This window comes from Pseudomonas sp. FP2196 (assembly GCF_030687715.1).
In the GTDB taxonomy this organism is placed as follows: domain Bacteria; phylum Pseudomonadota; class Gammaproteobacteria; order Pseudomonadales; family Pseudomonadaceae; genus Aquipseudomonas.
Map to the genome: position 1 here is coordinate 351,953 of NZ_CP117445.1, position 18,667 is coordinate 370,619.

General features: G+C 59.1%; 18 protein-coding genes. 7 read left to right on the forward strand and 11 right to left on the reverse strand.

Annotation, left to right across the window (positions count from 1 at the left end; genetic code table 11):
- The first annotated feature begins 6 nt into the window (after positions 1-6).
- Entirely contained in the window at positions 7-777 is a 771-nt protein-coding gene (hisF, locus tag PSH79_RS01635; protein WP_018929212.1) for an imidazole glycerol phosphate synthase subunit HisF, read from the forward strand.
- 84 nt (positions 778-861) lie between these two features.
- The gene (locus PSH79_RS01640; RefSeq protein WP_305440922.1) at positions 862-1,617 is read left to right on the forward strand and encodes an ABC transporter substrate-binding protein; all 756 of its coding nucleotides are present in this window, start codon (positions 862-864) and stop codon (positions 1,615-1,617) included.
- Here PSH79_RS01640 and PSH79_RS01645 read toward each other — a convergent pair.
- From PSH79_RS01645 to gpmI, 5 genes are all read right to left on the reverse strand, one after another.
- On the reverse strand, positions 1,598-2,971 hold the full coding sequence (locus PSH79_RS01645) for a Vps62-related protein (RefSeq protein WP_305440923.1): 1,374 nt from the start codon (positions 2,969-2,971) through the stop codon (positions 1,598-1,600). The genes PSH79_RS01640 and PSH79_RS01645 overlap by 20 nt on opposite strands.
- A 117-nt stretch (positions 2,972-3,088) precedes the next feature.
- The gene (locus PSH79_RS01650) at positions 3,089-3,865 is read right to left on the reverse strand and encodes a divergent polysaccharide deacetylase family protein (protein WP_305440924.1); all 777 of its coding nucleotides are present in this window, start codon (positions 3,863-3,865) and stop codon (positions 3,089-3,091) included.
- A 2-nt stretch (positions 3,866-3,867) separates the two neighbouring features.
- A complete protein-coding gene (locus tag PSH79_RS01655; RefSeq protein WP_305440925.1) occupies positions 3,868-5,187 on the reverse strand; it encodes a S41 family peptidase in 1,320 nt (439 codons plus the stop codon).
- A gap of 35 nt (positions 5,188-5,222) precedes the next feature.
- Positions 5,223-6,509 carry a murein hydrolase activator EnvC gene (locus PSH79_RS01660; protein WP_305443849.1) on the reverse strand — a complete coding sequence of 429 codons (1,287 nt, stop codon included), beginning with the start codon at positions 6,507-6,509 and terminating at the stop codon, positions 5,223-5,225.
- Between the two features lie 253 nt (positions 6,510-6,762).
- Entirely contained in the window at positions 6,763-8,292 is a 1,530-nt protein-coding gene (gpmI, locus tag PSH79_RS01665; RefSeq protein ID WP_305440926.1) for a 2,3-bisphosphoglycerate-independent phosphoglycerate mutase, read from the reverse strand.
- Positions 8,293-8,445: 153 nt separating this feature from the next.
- Here gpmI and PSH79_RS01670 point away from each other — a divergent pair, with 153 nt between their 5' ends.
- Genes PSH79_RS01670 through secB form a run of 3 tightly spaced genes read left to right on the forward strand, consistent with a single transcriptional unit; the run spans position 8,446 to position 9,657 of the window.
- Positions 8,446-8,859, forward strand: coding sequence for a rhodanese-like domain-containing protein (locus PSH79_RS01670; protein ID WP_187678872.1), 414 nt, complete (start codon positions 8,446-8,448; stop codon positions 8,857-8,859).
- A gap of 1 nt (position 8,860) precedes the next feature.
- The gene (gene grxC / locus PSH79_RS01675) at positions 8,861-9,115 is read left to right on the forward strand and encodes a glutaredoxin 3 (protein ID WP_038359971.1); all 255 of its coding nucleotides are present in this window, start codon (positions 8,861-8,863) and stop codon (positions 9,113-9,115) included.
- 56 nt (positions 9,116-9,171) lie between these two features.
- Positions 9,172-9,657, forward strand: coding sequence for a protein-export chaperone SecB (secB, locus tag PSH79_RS01680; protein WP_095190086.1), 486 nt, complete (start codon positions 9,172-9,174; stop codon positions 9,655-9,657).
- A gap of 180 nt (positions 9,658-9,837) precedes the next feature.
- On the opposite strand, the gene PSH79_RS01685 is transcribed toward secB, so the two are convergent.
- Entirely contained in the window at positions 9,838-10,293 is a 456-nt protein-coding gene (locus PSH79_RS01685) for a tRNA (cytidine(34)-2'-O)-methyltransferase (RefSeq protein ID WP_003220777.1), read from the reverse strand.
- Here PSH79_RS01685 and PSH79_RS01690 point away from each other — a divergent pair.
- Positions 10,292-10,732 (forward strand): hypothetical protein, encoded by a 441-nt coding sequence (locus PSH79_RS01690; RefSeq protein WP_305440928.1) that lies wholly within the window; start codon positions 10,292-10,294, stop codon positions 10,730-10,732. The genes PSH79_RS01685 and PSH79_RS01690 overlap by 2 nt on opposite strands.
- A 544-nt stretch (positions 10,733-11,276) precedes the next feature.
- Here the strand turns inward: PSH79_RS01690 and ntrC are convergent.
- The 5 genes from ntrC to glnA form a co-directional block, all read right to left on the reverse strand.
- Positions 11,277-12,713, reverse strand: coding sequence for a nitrogen regulation protein NR(I) (gene ntrC / locus PSH79_RS01695; RefSeq protein WP_007909238.1), 1,437 nt, complete (start codon positions 12,711-12,713; stop codon positions 11,277-11,279).
- Entirely contained in the window at positions 12,710-13,795 is a 1,086-nt protein-coding gene (gene glnL, locus PSH79_RS01700) for a nitrogen regulation protein NR(II) (protein ID WP_007909240.1), read from the reverse strand. Before glnL ends, ntrC begins: the two co-directional genes overlap by 4 nt.
- A gap of 231 nt (positions 13,796-14,026) precedes the next feature.
- Positions 14,027-14,650 (reverse strand): DUF4124 domain-containing protein, encoded by a 624-nt coding sequence (locus PSH79_RS01705; RefSeq protein WP_305440930.1) that lies wholly within the window; start codon positions 14,648-14,650, stop codon positions 14,027-14,029.
- Entirely contained in the window at positions 14,647-15,162 is a 516-nt protein-coding gene (locus PSH79_RS01710; RefSeq protein ID WP_305440931.1) for a DUF4124 domain-containing protein, read from the reverse strand. The genes PSH79_RS01705 and PSH79_RS01710 overlap by 4 nt, the downstream gene beginning before the upstream one ends.
- A 292-nt stretch (positions 15,163-15,454) precedes the next feature.
- Entirely contained in the window at positions 15,455-16,861 is a 1,407-nt protein-coding gene (gene glnA, locus PSH79_RS01715) for a glutamate--ammonia ligase (protein ID WP_150604017.1), read from the reverse strand.
- A 327-nt stretch (positions 16,862-17,188) separates the two neighbouring features.
- On the opposite strand from glnA, the gene thiI reads away from it, so the two are divergent.
- Complete coding sequence (gene thiI, locus PSH79_RS01720; protein ID WP_305440932.1) at positions 17,189-18,643, forward strand: tRNA uracil 4-sulfurtransferase ThiI; 1,455 nt, start codon at positions 17,189-17,191, stop codon at positions 18,641-18,643.
- Positions 18,644-18,667 lie beyond the last annotated feature (24 nt).

An 18,667-nucleotide genomic window follows, 5' to 3' on the forward strand; every position in this document is an offset into this window, starting at 1 on the left:
CTGACCATGGCGCTGGCCAAACGCATCATCCCTTGCCTGGACGTGGACAACGGCCGGGTCGTCAAAGGTGTGAAGTTCGAGAACATCCGCGATGCCGGCGACCCGGTGGAAATTGCCCGTCGCTATGACGAGCAGGGTGCCGACGAGATTACCTTTCTCGATATCACCGCCAGCGTCGATGGCCGCGATACCACGCTGCATACCGTCGAGCGTATGGCCAGCCAGGTGTTCATCCCGCTGACCGTCGGCGGTGGCGTGCGCACCGTGCAGGACATCCGCAATCTGCTCAATGCCGGTGCCGACAAGGTCTCGATCAACACCGCTGCGGTCTTCAATCCGGAGTTTGTAGGCGAAGCGGCGCAGCATTTCGGCTCGCAATGCATCGTCGTCGCCATCGACGCCAAGAAGGTTTCCGGTCCTGGCGAACCCCCGCGCTGGGAAATCTTCACTCATGGCGGGCGCAAGCCGACCGGCCTCGACGCGGTCGAGTGGGCGAAGAAGATGGAAGGCCTCGGCGCCGGTGAGATCCTGCTGACCAGCATGGACCAGGACGGCATGAAAAACGGTTTCGATCTCGGCGTGACCCGTGCCATCAGCGATGCGCTGGGCATTCCGGTGATTGCTTCCGGCGGCGTCGGGAATCTGCAACATCTGGCCGACGGTATCCTCGAAGGCCACGCCAGCGCAGTGTTGGCGGCGAGTATTTTCCACTTCGGCGAATACACCGTGCAGGAAGCCAAGGCATATATGGCCCATCGCGGAATTGTAATGCGCTAGCCAACCCCAAAAGCATACAGGCCAGTGGACAGCATGGCGTACCCAAGGCACTCTTGGGCACGCCATGGATTTCGGTAGCCCGACATGATCAAACGCCTGCTTCTTGTTCTCGCCAGCGCCTCGATGTTGCTCATCAACACGGCCCGCGCCGAGGACAGCCCCGACACCGATCTGGTGCTCCTCACCGAAAACTTCCCGCCGTACAACATGGCGAAGAACGGCAAGAACTTCGCCCAGGGCGAGAACATCAACGGTATTGCGACCGATATCGTGCGCGAGATGTTCCAGCGTGCCGGCCTCACCTACAGCCTGACGCTGCGCTTCCCATGGGAGCGGGTTTACAAGCTGGCGCTGGAAAATCCCGGTTACGGTGCGTTCGTGATGGCGCGTTTGCCGGATCGCGAAAAACTCTTCAAATGGGTCGGCCCGATCGGCCCCGACGACTGGATCCTGTTGGCCAGGGCCGACAGCAAGATCACCCTCGAAACCCTCAATGACGCGCGCAAGTACAAGGTTGGTGCCTATAAGGGCGATGCGATTGCCGAGACGCTGACCAAGCAAGGCTTGAAGCCGGTGGTGGTGCTGCGCGATCAAGACAATGCGAAGAAACTGGTCAGCGGGCAGATCGACCTGTGGGCAACGGGTGATCCTGCCGGCCGTTATCTGGCGCGGCAGGAGGGTGTGACCGGACTCAAGACCGTGTTGCGCTTCAACAGCGCGCAATTGTATCTGGCGCTGAACAAGGACGTTTCCGACGACGTCGTCGCCAAGCTGCAGGCGGCCCTCGATCAACTGCGCGAAGAAGGTGTAGTTGACGACATCATGGCGCGGTATCTATAGCGATCGGCAATTCTGGCTCTGATAGTGGAGCGATGATTTCGGTATCTGCCACGGGAGTTTCCGTAGCCAGTTCCACGGCAGGTTCTGGCACAGAAACCACAGCGACTTCTGGCTCGACCGGTGTGTACTGGCTGATGTGCAAGCTGCCGCCATCGGTATAGCTGAATACACTGGTCACCGACGTTCCGTCCGCGCGCAGCAGCTTGTAATCGCTCTGGATCAGGTAAACCGCCACGGATTTGTGTTTATCCACGACAGCCACTACGTCAATCGCTGCTGCGTTGAGCCAATCGTTCGAATGTATTTCGCACTGGGTGAAATCATGGCCCAGTCGCGCCGAGAACTTGAGCGCGTTGTTCAAGTTGCTTTGCCATTGGGCGCCAAACTCGACAGAGGTGGTATTGGTGAATGTCCGCAGGTTTGCTGTTCGTTGCGCTCGGGGCGTGGTCCACCTGAATTTCTGGACTTGGTTTTCGGTGTTGTAAGCATGACCGACGAGCACGTATCGATCAGTACGGTGCAAATGATAGAAGGGTGAGTGGCGTAGTTGCTCAATGCCGGAGTACCTCGGGTCTTTCATCGTGAACCACGGAAGAATGGCGATGTAAGCAGGTTCGTCCGAAGTGTCCAGAGGTGGCAGTGTTTCGCCGCAAAGGACTGGCGCCGTTGGTCGCGGATTAACTTCAAGCGTGATCTGCATGCGCAAGGAATAGGTGGGGAAATTTGCCGGTTTGGAGTAACCGCTCGAAGCAACGAAAACTCCCGGTGCCAAGTGGATTTCACCCTGTGCTGCGACGGGTGGAACAACACTCCAGGCAGTGACACTCTGCCGCGCACCGCTGCCCTTGTCGTTCCAGACGTGCTCGATGAGGCCTGAGGCGATGACGAGGTCCTCGCGGACACAACGAACAGCGTTTAAAGAAGGCTTTTCGTGGCTGCTCGAGCAAACCGATCCCAGTGCCACGTAGCCCTCGGGTGGTATCGGGCGCCAGATCGACAGATCTCTTTTTGATCCTGAGCCAGAGTCTTTCCAGATCAACTCGAAATCACGAGGTGGACGCAATGCCCAGCCTTTTCCCTGTACTGCGCTCGGTGTGCCCGCTTCGCAAGCCACCGCCACTATTGTTTTCCCGTTGATATTGCCGAGGCCGGCGGCTGCTACATCGCCCAAGGGAAAGTAACCAGGCAACATATCGGGGGCGGGAGTGGGGTGCCAGAAGGCAGCGGGTTTTGCCTGTGAACCGGTGGTATCCCACACGCGGAGAAATTCCGTTGTGAAATTGATCAGCAGGTTGTCGATTCTGATGGGTTCAATCCGCCCAAAGGGCGTCGAGATCGGGGTATAGGTCGTCATAGTCAGTCCAGATAGTTGAAGGCGACTCGAGGGAGTCGCGACCTGTTACAGGTCTCACTATCCGGAAGTGGGCCAGGTGTCTGGCGGTAACTATCTATGGGCAGTCGTGACCGGGTGTTACCGATACACGCCGTCTTTGCCATGACCCGCCATGGCGCGATTGCTGCGCACGCTGATCATCTGTTTGACGTCGATCCACTCGATGCCCTGCGCTTTGAGTTTTGGCAACTCGCGCTCAAGTACGGCCAAAGTTTGAGGATACGGGTGGCCGATCATGACGGCGGAACCCTGCTTGTGCGCCAGGCTGATCGCCGTCTGCAATTGGGTGAAAATCGCCGCTTCGGTGCGCTCGTCATCGAGAAATACATCCCGCGACACACTCGCCAGATCGATCTTCTGCGCCTGTTGCGCGGCAACGGTCTGCGCGCTGGTGCGGCTGTCGACGAAGAATTTATGGCGGCGCTGTAGCTCAGCCATCAACCAGGCCATCGCTACCGGTTGCGCGGTCATGCGGCTGCCCATGTGGTTATTGATGCCCGCGGTGTAGGGGACCATTTTGAACGCGGCGTTGAGGCGTTTTTCGAGTTCTTCGATGGGCAGTTCGGGGTGCCAGGCGAACGGGCCGGTGGCCGGGTCCATTGGCATGTGCAGGATGACGATCTTGCCGGCGCGATGGGCTTCGCGGGCAAATTCGGTGGCGTGCGGGGTGTCGGGCATGATCGCTGCGGTCACCGGGCCGGGCAGGGCCAGCACACGGCGATCCCGAGGCAGGCTCTGCCCCAGGTCGTCGATGATCAACGTCAGGTAGGCTTTGTGCGGCATTGGCTTGGCGGGCTCTGCGTGAGCAGTACCCGCCAGACAGCACAACAGGACGAAGAGGAACCGCAAACCCATCCTCAACGGCCGGAAGTGATGCTCAGACCTTTGAGCAGGCTCAGGGCCTGGGCCAACTGGTAATCATCATCCTGCGGCATCGCTTTGGCCTTGGTGCCAGAACCAGTCGGTTTGTCGGCGCCGCCGTTGCCATTGCCCAAGTGACCTTGCAGGTCGGCTTCCTTGAAGTAATCGCCGTCCGCCTCGTTGGTGATCTTCGCCTTGCGCACTTCGATGTCCGGGACGATGCCCTGCGCCTGGATCGAGCGACCGTTCGGCGTGAAGTAGAGCGCGGTGGTGATTTTCAGTGCGCGATCGTTGTTGAGCGGCAGCACGGTTTGCACCGAACCTTTGCCGAAACTGGTGGTGCCCATGACCACGGCGCGTTTCTGATCCTGCAACGCACCGGCGACGATTTCCGACGCCGAGGCGCTGCCACCGTTGATCAGCACGACCATCGGCACGGCTTCACTTTCGTCTTTGCCGGTGGCGGAGAAACGCAACTCGGAGTTGGCGATCCGGCCTTTGGTGTAGACGATCAGGCCTTTGGTGATGAAGTGGTCGACCACTTCCACCGCCGCTTGCAACACGCCGCCGGGGTTGTTGCGCAGGTCGAGAATGATGCCGTTGAGCTTCTTGCCGTTGTCCTTGCGCATCTTCGCCAGGGCCTTGGAGACCTCTTCACCGGTTTTGACCTGGAACTGGGTGATGCGGATGTAGCCGTAGCCCGACTCAAGCAACTGCGCCTTGACGCTCTTCACTTGAATCACGGCGCGCGCCAGAGTCACGTCGAACGGCGTGCCGCCGTCGCGCACCAGGGTCAGGGTGATCTTCTGGCCAATCTTGCCGCGCATCTTGTCGACGGCTTCGGTCATGGTCTGGCCGCGCGTCGGCGCGCCGTTGATCTTGACGATGAAGTCACCGGCCTGAATGCCGGCCTTCGACGCAGGCGTGTCGTCGATTGGCGAGACGACTTTGATGAAGCCGTCTTCGGCACCGACTTCAATGCCCAGACCGCCAAACTCGCCGCTGGTGCTTTCCTGCAGCTCGGTGAAATCTTCAGGACCCAGATAAGCGGAGTGCGGATCAAGGTTGCTGAGCATGCCCTTGATCGCGTTCTCCAGCAGGGTCTTGTCGTCCACCGGCTCGACATAGGCGGCTTTGATCCGGTCCATGACCTCGGCAAAGGTGCGCAACTCTTCCAGCGGCAGCGGGGCCTTGGAGGTGGCGGCAGTGCCTGCCGGCGCGACGGCCGGGGCCGGTTGAGCGGCGAACGCCAAGGGCGCGCCGATCACCAGGGCGATCGTCAGGGCCAGCGAGGTAAGGCGGGACAAATGCAGCATGTCTAACGAACTCCTGAAATTTGGTAACTCAACGCCTATCCTTGCGCGCGGCACCATTGCGCCGGATCACTCGGGTGACCCTGCTGACGAATTGCAAAATACAGCGCTGATGTGTCCTGGCCGCCACTGTTACCGACAGTGGAGATGGACTCACCGGCTTTAACCACGTCGCCGGCCGACTTGAGCAGCGTCTGGTTGTGACCGTAAAGACTCAGAAAACCATTGCCGTGATCGAGGATCACCAGCAGTCCGGCGCCACGCAACCAGTCGGCGAACACTACGCGGCCACCGTGTACAGCGTGCACCTGGCTGCCAGCAGAGGCGCTGATCATTACGCCGTCCCACTTGGTACGGGCATCGTCGCCACGGCTTTCGCCGAAGCGTGCCAGTAGTCGACCATCAACTGGCCACGGAAGTTTTCCCCGGGTTGCAGCAAAAGGGCCACCAAAGGTCTCGCCGCTGCTGGACACCAGCGCGCCGGGCGTTGATCTGGCGGTTTTTCGTGGGGCGTCGCTGTTTTCAGCCTGCGCCTCACGCAAGCGCTTTTTTTCCGCTTCCTGCTGGGCGATCAGCGCTTTCTGCCGCGCTTCTTCTGCCTCACGAGCCTGACGGGCCAGGGTTTCTTCAATGGTTTTAAGGACTTTAGTCAGGTCTGCCTGATCCTGCTCGCGAGCGACGAGTTTCTGGTCGCGTGCCTTCACGTCATCGTTGAGCTTGGCGAGGACTTGCTGGCGTTCCTTGCGAACCTTGTCGAGCTCGTCACGCTGGCTGTCGAGGCTGCTTTTCTGCACGAGCAATTGCGCTTGCTGCAAGCCGATGTCTTTTTCGACATTAGCCAGTTGGCGCAAGGTTTCGTTGAAGTTCTTCAACTGCTCCAGGCGGGCCTGGCTCAGGTAATCGTAATAGGTGAGGGTGCGGGCGAATTTCTCGGGGTTTTGCTGGTTTAGCAGCAACTTGAGGTATTCCTGACGGCCGTTCTGGTAGGCCGCGCGGGCCTGGATGGCAATCAGTCGCTGCTGTTCAGTGCGCGCGCTCTGGAGTTTTTTTTTCTCCGCATCGAGCCGCTGTAGCTCGGATTCACTCTTCTGCAATTCTTTCTGCAGGGCGTCGACCTGTTTCTGCAGCTTGCCCATCTCGGTTTCAGTGCCCTTGAGCTCTTTCTGCACGCCGGATTTTTCTTCCTGGAGCTTGCCCAGCAGCTTTTTCAGCTCGGCAATATCCTGACGCGTGGCATCCAACTGTTGTTGGGTTTGCGCGCGCTCGTCAGCGAAGGCCGGTTGGAGCAGGCAGGTCAGAGCGAGGGCAATCAGGACGCGAAGCATAGGGGCGGGCGGCACCAGGGTAAGGGACGGCCTAGTATGCCCGCCCGACGCTGCAAAAAAAACGCCCAATTGGGGCTGTGTGATAACTGGAGCGCCAGACAGGCGTAATTCCATTTCGAAAACCCCATAAACCACTGTGGGAGCTGGCTTGCCAGCGATGGCGTCTGCACATTCAACATAGATGTTGGCTGTCAGATTGCTATCGCTGGCAAGCCAGCTCCCACAGGGTTTTGCGGTGTTTTGGCGATTCGGGTCAGACCAGAATGGAAGTACCGGTCATTTCCGCCGGTTTTTCCAGTCCCAGCAGCTTCAGCATGGTCGGTGCCACGTCAGCCAGCACGCCACCTTCACGTACTTTCAGGTCGCGCTTGCCGACGTAAATGAACGGCACTGGCTCAGTGGTGTGCGCGGTGTGCGCCTGCCCGGTGGATTCGTCAGCCATTTGCTCGACGTTGCCGTGGTCAGCGGTGATCAGTGCCTCGCCACCGACCTGCTCCAGCGCTTCAACGATGCGGCCAACGCAGGTGTCGAGGCATTCAACAGCCTTCACTGCCGCGTCGAACACACCGCTGTGGCCGACCATGTCGCCGTTGGCGTAGTTGACCACGATCACGTCGTAACGCTGGTTTTCGATGGCGTCGACGATGCGGTCGGTGACTTGCGGCGCGCTCATTTCCGGCTGCAAGTCGTAAGTGGCGACTTTCGGCGACGGGATCAGGATGCGCTCTTCGCCCGGGAACGGTTCTTCACGACCGCCGGAGAAGAAGAAGGTCACATGGGCGTATTTCTCGGTTTCAGCGATGCGTAGCTGGGTCTTGCCGTTTTTCGCCAGGTAGTCGCCCAACACGTTTTCCAGGCTGCCGGCGGCGAAGGCGCAAGGCGCGGGAATGCTCGCCGCGTATTGGGTCAGCATGACGAAACCGGCAAGTGCAGGCTGGCGTGCGCGTTCGAAGTCGTTGAAATCGTCTTCGACGAATACCCGGGTCAGCTCGCGTGCGCGGTCGGCGCGGAAATTCATGAACACCACGGCATCGCCGTCTTCGACTTTCACCGGCTCGCCGATGGTGGTGGCTTTGACGAATTCATCGCTCTCGCCGCGAGCGTAAGCGGCTTCCAGGCCTTCCTGAGCAGTGGCGGCGTTGAATTGGCTGTTGCCGTCGACGATCAGGTTGTACGCCTGAGCCACGCGGTCCCAGCGGTTGTCACGGTCCATGGCGAAGTAGCGGCCGACGATGCTGGCGATGCGACCCTTGCCGAGGGCCTGGAACGTCGCATCGAGCAGCTCGATCGACGACGCGGCGCTTTTCGGCGGGGTGTCACGGCCATCGAGGAAAGCGTGCAGGTAGATTTTTTCGGCGCCGCGCTTGAAGGCCAGCTCCGCCATGGCGATCAGGTGATCCTGGTGGCTGTGCACGCCGCCATCCGACAGCAGGCCCATGAAGTGCACGGCTTTACCCGCAGCCACGGCTTTATCCACAGCGGCGCAAATGGTCGGGTTTTCAAAGAACTCGCCGTCGCGGATCGATTTGGTCACGCGGGTGAAATCCTGATACACCACGCGGCCGGCGCCGAGGTTCATGTGGCCGACTTCGGAGTTGCCCATCTGACCGTCCGGCAGGCCGACGTCCATGCCGCTGCCCGAGATCAAGCCGTTCGGCACGGTGGCCCACAGGCGATCCAGCACGGGCTTCTTCGCCGCGAAAACGGCATTCGATTCGGGGCTGTCGCTGTGACCGAAGCCGTCGAGAATGATCAGGACCAAAGGTTTAGGCGTGGTAGTCATGGAATCCACTCGTGGCTAATAAAGAAGAAGGCGATGGAAAAGGGAGTTGGAGTTTAAAGCCAAGTTCAATCCACGTCACCGCCGGACGGGGTTTGGCCCACCATAGTGGCTGTGTATACTGGCCGACATTTTAACGCCCTGGAACCTCCTTCGATGGTTGCTCACCTGATTGAATTTGCCACTAACCACTACATTCTTGTCGGTATCTTCGTCGTACTGCTGGCTTTGCTGCTGGCGCACACGATGCAGGGCGGCGGTAAAAGCCTGAGCACCGGCGAGCTGACCGCACTGGTCAATAAAGAAGCAGGCGTGGTGGTGGACATCCGTCCGGCGAAAGATTTCGCTGCTGGCCACATCGTTGGCGCGATCAACATTCCTCAAGACAAGCTGGCCGCGCGCACTGGCGAGCTGGAAAAACACAAGGCCAAGACCATCATTCTGGTCGACGCCCTGGGCCAGACCGCCGGCACCCACGCCCGCGAACTGATGAAGACCGGCTTCACCGCCGCCAAGCTGTCCGGCGGGATTTCCAGCTGGAAAGGCGACAACCTGCCGTTGGTGAAGTGATATGAGCGAAGTCATCGTCTACTCCAGCGATTACTGCCCTTATTGCTCGCGAGCCAAGTACCTGCTCGAGAACAAAGGCGTGGCCTTCAAAGAGATCAAGGTCGATGGCAAGCCGCAGGTGCGCGCCGAAATGACCCAGAAGGCCGGCCGCACATCCGTGCCGCAGATCTGGATCGGCAGCAAGCACATCGGCGGTTGTGACGATTTATATGCCCTGGAACGCGCCGGCAAGCTCGACGCGCTGCTCAAGGCCTGAACGGCTGCACCCACGTACAGCAATCCCTAAAGACCCAAGATCAGAAAGGATCTGAGATGACTGACCAACAGAACACTGCAGCCAGCGAAGAAGAAACCGCACCGCAATTCTCCTTGCAGCGCATCTACGTACGCGACTTGTCCTTCGAAGCCCCGAAAAGCCCGGCGATCTTCCGCCAGCAGTGGGATCCGAGCGTCGGTCTGGATCTGAACACTCGCCAGAAAGAGCTGGAAGGCGATTTCTTCGAAGTCGTGCTGACCCTGTCCGTTACCGTGAAAAACGGCGACGAAGTGGCCTTCATCGCTGAAGTGCAACAGGCCGGTATCTTCCTGATCAAGAACCTGGACCCGGCTTCGATGAGCCACACTCTGGGTGCGTTCTGCCCGAACATCCTGTTCCCGTACGCTCGTGAGACTCTGGACAGCCTGGTGACCCGTGGTTCGTTCCCGGCGTTGATGTTGGCGCCGGTGAACTTCGACGCCCTGTACGCGCAAGAGCTGCAGCGCATGCAGGAAAGCGGCGAGACGCCAACCGTTCAATAAAAGCTTCGTTTGCCCATGAAAAAAGCGCCTTCAAACGGCGCTTTTTTCATGGGGCAAACGAAACCTTCGTGTAGGAGCTGCCGAAGGCTGCGATCTTTTGATCTTGATCCCCGAAAAACAAGATCAAAAGATCGCAGCCTTCGGCAGCTCCTACAGAGGGTTGATAGATCCGCTGCAGTGTTACTTGAAGTCGTTCTGCCGCCACGCCTCATACACGGCCACCGCCACGGTGTTGGACAGGTTCAGGCTGCGGCAGCCTTCGCGCATCGGCAGGCGCAGGCGCTGTTCGGCCGGCAGGGCGTCGAGCACTTCTGGTGGCAGGCCTCGGCTTTCCGGGCCGAAGATGAACGCATCGCCCGGGACGAACGCGGCATCATGAAACGGTCGCGAGCCCTTGGTGGTGAAGGCGAACAGGCGCGGGTTGCCCAGGCTTTCCAGGCAACTGGCCAGGTCCGCGTGACGTTGCAGCGTGGCATATTCGTGGTAATCGAGACCGGCACGGCGCAAGCGCTTGTCGTCCATCTCGAAGCCCAGCGGTTCGATCAAATGCAGGTGGCAGCCGCTGTTGGCGCACAGCCTGATAACGTTGCCGGTATTCGGCGGAATTTCTGGTTGAAAAAGGATGACGTGAAACATGCACGGCTCCGAAGGTAAAGATGAGCGGCATTCTACGCCGCCTGTGGACAACCGTTCGAAACTATTCCCTCGCGTGATCGGTTCGCTGGCGATTGTCGGCCTGATGATCGGTTTGATGATCGGCCGTCTGACCACGCCGGATCCGAGCGTTTTGCAGCAGGTCGAGGTGACTGACGGCGGTCTGGTTGTCTGGTTCAACAACGAGCCGAAACTGCACGGCGAGATCGTCGACGGCGCGGTGGCGTTGTTGTTTCAGGCAGAGGGCGCGGCGCAAAATGGCCAGCTCAAGCTCAACGGCAAGGATGTGAACTGGCGCACGCGAACGAGTGATGCCGGGTTGTTGCTGACGGTGCTGGCGGCGCGGCCGCTGCAGGGAGACTGGGTCGGGAGCGAGGTCGATGATCGCTGGCGGCTGGAGATCCATCTCCGGGAGCAATAAAAGCGGGAATCCCTGACCTGCCTGTATCAGGGCTCCCAAAAGGCTGGACTTCGCTGGCAGCGTCGGTCCGGTGTAAAGAGGGAACCCCCGGCCTGCCTGTACCAAGGATCCCAAAAAGGTGGGTGCATCGCGTAGCGGTGCGGGCCCGGTGTAAAGAGGGGAATCCCCGGCCTGCCTGTACCAAGGTCCCCGAAACGGGTGGTGAAACGAATCACCTGTGAGAGGTATTGCAGGGGACGTGCCAGGTTTTAGCATTTGGAAACAGGAAATATCTACGGATATACAAAAGCCCCGTTTTCCGGGGCTTAAAGGGTTTTGACGCTGGACTTTCGGTTAGTTCAGACGGGATTTTGAAAAGCCTGCCGTGCCCGGTTGCGGGTCATCGTGCATTGATGCGGTGCATGTAGACTCAAAAAGCATTGCGAGCAGGCTCACTCCTACAGGGATTTGAGGTGTTCACATGATTGTGAACCCCACACAGTCAACTGTAGGAGTGAGCCTGCTCGCGATTGGATGTCTCTGTCAGCGAAGACCCAAAGGCTGATTAACCCTCATCCCCCTCATCATCATCCCCACCATCTACTTTCATTCCCAGTTCCTTGATCTTGCGCGTCAGGGTATTACGCCCCCAACCCAGCAACACCGCCGCGTCACGCCTACGCCCAGCGGTATGTTTCAACGCCGTTTCGATCATGATCCGCTCGAACGCCGGCACTGCACTGTCGAGCAGACTCGACTGGCCGCGCGCCAACGCCTGATCCGCCCACTGGCGCAACGCCTGCTCCCAGTTGGTCACCGGTGCCGAGTCCTGCGGCAGGTTCAGCAGTTCCGGCGGCAGGTCGCTGATGTGCACTTCGCGCCCGGACGCCATCACGGTGATCCAGCGGCAGGTGTTCTCCAACTGACGTACGTTGCCGCCCCACGGCAGGTTTTTCAGGTATTCCTCGGTTTCGCTTTTCAGCAGCTTCGGCTCCACCGCCAGTTCCTGCGCGGCGCGGCTGAGGAAGTGCTTGGCCAGGGTCGGAATGTCTTCTCGACGATCCGACAGGCGCGGAATGTGGATGCGGATCACGTTGAGGCGGTGGAACAAGTCTTCACGGAATTTCCCGGCGTGCACCAGGGTTTCCAGATTCTGGTGGGTCGCGGCGATGATCCGCACGTCGACCTTGACCGGTACGTGACCGCCAACCCGATAGAACTCGCCGTCCGCCAGTACGCGCAACAGGCGCGTTTGCGTATCCGCTGGCATGTCACCGATTTCATCGAGAAACAGCGTGCCGCCGTCGGCCTGTTCGAAGCGCCCGCGACGCAGGTTGGCCGCGCCGGTGAACGCGCCTTTCTCGTGGCCGAACAGCTCGGACTCCATCAGATCCTTGGGGATCGCCGCCATGTTCAGCGCAATGAACGGCGAGGCCGCGCGTGGGCTGTGGCGGTGCAGGGCGTGGGCGACCAGTTCTTTACCGGTGCCGGATTCGCCGTTGATCAACACGGTGATGTTGGAGTGGCTCAAGCGGCCGATGGCACGAAACACTTCCTGCATCGCCGGCGCTTCGCCGATGATTTCCGGAGTACGGGTCAGTGCAGGCACGACCTCCAGGCCTTGCTGCTCTTGCGCATGCTGATTGGCGCGCTTGACCAGCGAAACTGCTTCGTCGACGTCGAAGGGCTTTGGCAAATACTCGAATGCGCCGCCCTGATAAGAGGCGACAGCGCTGTCCAGATCGGAGTGAGCGGTCATGATGATGACCGGCAACCGTGGGTGCTGCTCGCGAATCCGCGCCAACAGGTCCAGACCGCTGGCGCCCGGCATGCGAATGTCGGAAATGATCACGTCAGGCTGCTGACGGGCCAGGCGACTCATCACGCCATCGGCGCTGTCGAAACTCTGGGTGGTCATGCCTTCCTGCTGCAAGGCCTTTTCCAGAACCCAACGGATAGAACGGTCGTCATCGACGATCCACACGGTTTCACTACGGCTCATGTCGATGTGGCTCCTTGTTCCAGTGGCAGAAAGATCGAGAACGTGGTGTGGCCTGGGTGGCTGTCACACTCGATCAGGCCCTGGTGCTGGCTGATGATGTTCTGGGTAATGGCCAGGCCCAGCCCGGTACCGTCCGGACGGCCGCTGACCATGGGAAAGAAAATGGTTTCCTGGAGTTCCGCCGGAATGCCCGGACCGTTGTCGATGATCTCGATCTTGGTTACCAGACGATGGCGGACGTGGCCGATGGTGAACTGGCGCATGGTCCGTGTGCGCAGACTGATACGACCCAGGCGCAGCTCGTTCTGGCTGCTGATCGCCTGCATCGCATTGCGCACAATGTTCAACACGGCCTGAATCATTTGCTCGCGGTCGATCAACACATCGGGAATGCTTGGATCGTAATCACGCACCAAGGTGATGCAGCCCTGACTTTCCGCTTCAACCAGTTGGCAAACGCGCTCGAGCACTTCGTGAACGTTGCACATAGCCAGTGACGGCAACTTGTTCGAACCGAGCATGCGGTCGACCAGATTGCGCAGGCGGTCGGCCTCTTCAATGATCACATTGGTGTAGTCGCGCAGGCTGTCTTCCGGCAGCTCGCGGGCCAGCAGTTGCGCGGCGCCACGGATGCCACCGAGAGGGTTCTTGATCTCGTGGGCGAGGCCGCGTACCAGCATTTTGCTGGTCTCCTGCTTGGACAGTTGCGCCTCTTCCTTGGTGATCCGCAGCAAGCGGTCACGCGGGTGGACTTCGAGCAGAAGCATGGTCGCGCCGTTGCTGAGGATCGGCGTCACCGCGTAATCCACCGTCAGGGTCTGGCCGGTGAGGGCGGTGAGCATCGCTTCGCGCTTGGTGAACGGGTGCGCCTGCTCCACCGCTTGGCGCAGGGAATTCAGCGCTTCGGTGGATTCGGTGAACAGCTCACTGATGAACTGGCCATGACTGCGCTGACCGCTGATGGCGAGCAGCATCTCCGCCGCCGGGTTCATGTACTCGAGGCGCAATTCGGCGTCGAGCAGGATGGTGGCGGTGGTCAGGTTGTCGAGCAGCAAACGATGAATTGCGTCACTTATAGTCATCAGAGCCTCTTTTGGGGGCGGAGCGTGCGCAAGAAGCAGGCGTCGTTAAATGGAAAATGCAAAAACCAAACCAAGGCTCCGAAAAGAAGCGTTCAACCCCTGAAACGGGCGTTTGACGCTCGTTTGCGTGGCAGTTCGCCAGCGCTTGCGGGTACTTTCGAACCAAAATGGGTTGGAATATGGGAAGAGTGCAGCTTGTTGCACCAATATAGTGCGTAAAGCTGAGTGGCGTTAAAAGAAACGCAGGAAGGGGTTTTTCGGTTCTTCAGGTTTGTCTTTAAGCGGACACTCCGGACGCACCCCGTAATCGTCCTTCGTGCAGGGTTTGACCTTGCGTTTTTGCGCCAGCGAGATGCGCAGCATGTGAAAGGGTTGATTGGCGGTACGTTCGACGGTACGTCCCTGCGCATCAACGATCTCGACCGAAAGGTTATGGCTGCCACGGTCGATATTGCTCAGCGGGAAAACCGGGCTCAGGCCAGGCTCGCCGGTGGCTTTGCCATCCAGCAAAAGGCGATAGAGATGGCCCCTTTGCAGGGCGGGCTCGCTGGTAACGCTGACAATCAGTTCACCGGCGCTGCTGCGGATGGTTGCGTCAGGCTCGGGCACCAGAACGCGGAGCATGTCGTAGTGGAACAGCGGTTGTACCGAGGATTTTTTCGCCGTGGCGATCGGCGCCGCACCCGTCGGGTTGGCCGGCATGCGATTGCTGGTCGCCAGCGGCACCCGTTTGGCGTTGCCGCGCGGTTGGTCGGTGTAGACGCGATTGCCCTGGGCATCGACGTAGGTGAACACCTCGGCCGAAACTTGCAGCGCCGTCAGTGCCAACACGGCGATCAGCCACGCGCGGCTCATGGCTTGTGCACTCGTTGCACGGTAAACACCACCACCGGGCTCTGCTGGATGATCGATTGTCCGTCGATGACCTGCACAGCCAGACGATGCTCACCACGATCGACATTCACTAATTGCAGGATCGGCACGTTGCTCGGCTGCCCGTAAGGCTCGTCATCCAATACCAGTCGTAATTGATGCGGCGGTTGCAGACGCGGCTTGATCAGTACGGTGACGGTGAAGGTGCCGTTGTTGGCACGCAGGGCTTCTTCGGTGGGCAGGCCGGCGAGCTCGAGAATCTCGTAGGCGCTTCGTGGAGGCCTGGCGTTGTCGACACTGGGTGCGGCGGGTGCGCTGGGTGCTTGCGGCTCGACACGATTGAGCGGTGGCAGCTCCACCGGCTGTGCTTTTACACCGTCCGGCGAATGATCGCTGTACACCGTGTTGCCGTTGGCATCGGTGTATTTGTAGATCTGCGCGGCGACGGCGGGCAGGGTGATCAGTAGCAAGATGAAAAAAAAGGTGCGACCCATGAAATCGACCGGGAAAGAGAGCGATGGGGTGCAGCATAGGTCAGGTGTGGCAGTTGTCCCAACTCGGGACGCATTTTGCCAAGCATTACTGAAACCGTTGAGGCGCTTCAGTCCCTTGAGTGCGAGCTTGCTCGCGAAGGCGTCGTGTCAGACAAGATTGCTTTTAATGACCCACCGCTTTCGCGAGCAAGCTCTCCCACAGGATTCATCGTCTGCCATAAAGCCGCGCAATAAAAAAGGCCTCCCGAAGGAGGCCTCTTTTTGTCACGCCGCGTAGCGCAGCGCTACCGGATCAGCAGCTGTAGTACAGCTCATATTCCAGTGGGTGTACGAAGGTGCGGACCTTGATTTCTTCTTCGGATTTCAGCGCGATGTAAGCGTCGATGAAGTCGTCGGAGAACACGCCGCCCTTGGTCAGGAACGCACGGCCCTTGTCCAGCTCTTCCAGGGCTTCTTTCAGGCTGCCGCAAACTTGTGGGATCTCTTTGGCCTCTTCAGGCGGCAGGTCGTACAGGTTTTTGTCAGCGGCATCGCCTGGGTGGATCTTGTTCTGGATACCGTCCAGGCCGGCCATCAGCAGTGCTGCGAAAGCCAGGTACGGGTTGGCAGCCGGATCCGGGAAACGTGCTTCGATACGACGGCCTTTAGGGCTGTTGACGTAAGGAATACGGATCGAGGCGGAACGGTTGCGAGCCGAGTAGGCCAGCATTACCGGCGCTTCGAAGCCTGGCACCAGACGCTTGTAGGAGTTGGTAGCCGGGTTGGTGAAGCCGTTCAGTGCCTTACCGTGCTTGATGATGCCGCCGATGAAGTACAGAGCGGTTTCGGACAGGCCGGCATAGCCTTCGCCCGCGAAGGTGTTCTTGCCATCTTTGGAGATGGACATGTGTACGTGCATACCCGAACCGTTGTCGCCGTACAGCGGCTTCGGCATGAAGGTAGCGGTGCGGCCGTAAGCGTCGGCAACGTTGTGTACAACGTATTTCAGAGTCTGAACTTCGTCAGCTTTCTTCACCAGGGTGTTGAACTTGACACCGATTTCGTTCTGACCGGCAGTCGCCACTTCGTGGTGGTGAACTTCAACGGTCTGACCCATTTCTTCCAGTGCGTTGCACATGGCGGTACGGATTTCGTGGTCGTGGTCGAACGGCGGAACCGGGAAGTAGCCACCTTTGACGCCTGGACGGTGACCCTTGTTGCCGCCTTCGATGTCCTGGTCGGACATCCACGAGCCTTGCTCGGAGTAGATTTTGAACATCGAGCCGGAGATGTCCGACTTGAACTTCACTTCGTCGAAGATGAAGAATTCTGGTTCTGGACCGGCGAAGACGGTGTCACCGATACCGGTGGTCTTCAGGTATTCCTCTGCGCGGTGAGCGATGGCGCGCGGGTCACGATCGTAGCCTTGCATGGTCGACGGTTCGATGATGTCGCAGACCAGGATCAGGGTCGCGTCTTCGGTGAACGGATCGAGAACGGCAGTTTCGTCGTCCGGCAGCAGGATCATGTCGGAGGCTTCGATGCCTTTCCAGCCAGCGATGGAGGAACCGTCGAACATCTTGCCGACTTCGAAGAAGTCATCTTCCAGCGCATCGCGAGCCGGCATGGTCACGTGGTGCTGAGTGCCTTTGGTGTCCGTGAAGCGCAGATCAATCCACTTGACGTCATGATCTTTGATGAGTTGAACCGACTTCGACATAGTGTCCTCCGGGTGAATTAGGGCTGGTAGTGGATGCCCTTAATAGTGGTGATGCCGGCGCGAATACTCTGCCAAGGCAACCTGCCTCACAAGGGAGCAAATTGCATGCCAGTGCCCCAGCATGGGTTTTTTGCGCCAAATTCACGCTTACAAAGGTGCAAAACGCCTTAGCGGCGAAATTCTCGCCCTTTAATGTAGCGTCACAATCGATAAATGACCTGTTTTGGTGCATGCAAAACCTTCTGCACATTAACTGGTTAAACCTTGAGCAATTTCCGCTATAATCCGCGCCCCCCTTTTTCGGCTGGCCCTGCGCGCGCTGTTTTCATGAAACTAATCGTAAAAGTCTTCCCCGAGATCACCATCAAAAGCCGACCTGTCCGGACGAAATTCATCCGCCAGTTGGCCAAGAACATCCGCGCCGTGCTCCGCGATCTGGACCCGGCTGTGGTGGTGAACGGTGTGTGGGACAACCTCGAGCTGGAAACCCGCGTTACCGACCCCAAAGCCTTGAGAGAGATGGGTGAGCGCCTGACCTGCATGCCGGGCATTGCGCATTTTTTGCAGATCGACGAGTACCCGCTGGGCGACTTCGACGACATCACCGAAAAGTGCAAACAGCACTATGGTGATGCGCTGGCCGGTAAGGTTTTCTCGGTGCGCTGCAAGCGTGCAGGCAAACATACGTTCAGCTCGATGGACGTTGAAAAATACGTCGGCAGCAAGCTGCGTCGTGAGTGCGGTGCTGCCGGTATCGACCTTAAAGCGCCGCAAATCGAAGTCCGCATCGAAGTTCGCGACAAACGGTTGTTTGTCATCCACAGCCAGCACAACGGCATCGGCGGCTACCCGCTCGGCGCGTTGGAGCAGACCCTGGTATTGATGTCCGGCGGCTTTGATTCGACCGTTGCGGCCTACCAGATCATGCGACGCGGCCTGATGGCGCACTTCTGCTTCTTCAATCTGGGCGGCCGTGCACACGAATTGGGCGTGATGGAAGTCGCGCATTTCATCTGGAAGAAGTACGGCAGCTCGCAACGCGTGCTATTTGTCAGTGTTCCATTTGAAGAAGTGTTGGGCGAAATTCTCGCCAAAGTCGATAACAGTCATATGGGCGTCATTTTGAAGCGTATGATGTTGCGCGCTTCCTCTGCCATCGCTGACCGCTTGCATATCGATGCGCTGGTCACCGGTGAAGCGATCTCCCAGGTATCGAGCCAAACGCTGCCGAACCTGTCCGTGATCGATTGCGTGACCGACAAACTGGTCCTGCGCCCACTGATCGTTGCGCACAAGCAGGACATCATCGACACGGCCAATGAGATCGGTACCGCCGATTTCGCCCGGCACATGCCGGAATACTGCGGCGTCATCTCGGTCAATCCGAAGACCGCCGCCAAGCGTGGCCGCGTTGAGCACGAAGAGAAAGAATTCGACATGGCGGTGCTCGAGCGTGCGCTCGCCAACGCCAAGCTGGTGGCAATCGATCGCGTAATCGACGAATTGGGCCAGGATTTGCAGATTGAAGAAGTCGGCGAAGCGCTGGCCGGTCAGATCGTCATCGACATTCGTCACCCGGATGCCGCTGAAGACGAACCGCTGGAGCTTGCCGGCATAGAGGTACAGACGATGCCGTTCTATGCAGTGAACGCACGTTTCAAGGAACTGGACCCTACTCGCCAGTACCTGCTGTATTGCGACAAAGGCGTGATGAGTCGCCTGCATGCCCACCATTTGCTCAGTGAGGGGCATGCCAATGTGCGCGTTTATCGACCGAGCTAAGTGCCCGGGGCTGTTTGCCTGTGG

Coding starts and splice junctions, on each gene's coding strand:
- hisF (WP_018929212.1), top strand. CDS start 7: ATGGCGCTGGCCAAACGCATCATCCCTTGCCTGGACGTGGACAACGGC.
- PSH79_RS01640 (WP_305440922.1), top strand. CDS start 862: ATGATCAAACGCCTGCTTCTTGTTCTCGCCAGCGCCTCGATGTTGCTC.
- PSH79_RS01645 (WP_305440923.1), bottom strand. CDS start 2,971: ATGACGACCTATACCCCGATCTCGACGCCCTTTGGGCGGATTGAACCC.
- PSH79_RS01650 (WP_305440924.1), bottom strand. CDS start 3,865: ATGGGTTTGCGGTTCCTCTTCGTCCTGTTGTGCTGTCTGGCGGGTACT.
- PSH79_RS01655 (WP_305440925.1), bottom strand. CDS start 5,187: ATGCTGCATTTGTCCCGCCTTACCTCGCTGGCCCTGACGATCGCCCTG.
- PSH79_RS01660 (WP_305443849.1), bottom strand. CDS start 6,509: ATGCTTCGCGTCCTGATTGCCCTCGCTCTGACCTGCCTGCTCCAACCG.
- gpmI (WP_305440926.1), bottom strand. CDS start 8,292: ATGACTACCACGCCTAAACCTTTGGTCCTGATCATTCTCGACGGCTTC.
- PSH79_RS01670 (WP_187678872.1), top strand. CDS start 8,446: ATGGTTGCTCACCTGATTGAATTTGCCACTAACCACTACATTCTTGTC.
- grxC (WP_038359971.1), top strand. CDS start 8,861: ATGAGCGAAGTCATCGTCTACTCCAGCGATTACTGCCCTTATTGCTCG.
- secB (WP_095190086.1), top strand. CDS start 9,172: ATGACTGACCAACAGAACACTGCAGCCAGCGAAGAAGAAACCGCACCG.
- PSH79_RS01690 (WP_305440928.1), top strand. CDS start 10,292: ATGCACGGCTCCGAAGGTAAAGATGAGCGGCATTCTACGCCGCCTGTG.
- PSH79_RS01685 (WP_003220777.1), bottom strand. CDS start 10,293: ATGTTTCACGTCATCCTTTTTCAACCAGAAATTCCGCCGAATACCGGC.
- ntrC (WP_007909238.1), bottom strand. CDS start 12,713: ATGAGCCGTAGTGAAACCGTGTGGATCGTCGATGACGACCGTTCTATC.
- glnL (WP_007909240.1), bottom strand. CDS start 13,795: ATGACTATAAGTGACGCAATTCATCGTTTGCTGCTCGACAACCTGACC.
- PSH79_RS01705 (WP_305440930.1), bottom strand. CDS start 14,650: ATGAGCCGCGCGTGGCTGATCGCCGTGTTGGCACTGACGGCGCTGCAA.
- PSH79_RS01710 (WP_305440931.1), bottom strand. CDS start 15,162: ATGGGTCGCACCTTTTTTTTCATCTTGCTACTGATCACCCTGCCCGCC.
- glnA (WP_150604017.1), bottom strand. CDS start 16,861: ATGTCGAAGTCGGTTCAACTCATCAAAGATCATGACGTCAAGTGGATT.
- thiI (WP_305440932.1), top strand. CDS start 17,189: ATGAAACTAATCGTAAAAGTCTTCCCCGAGATCACCATCAAAAGCCGA.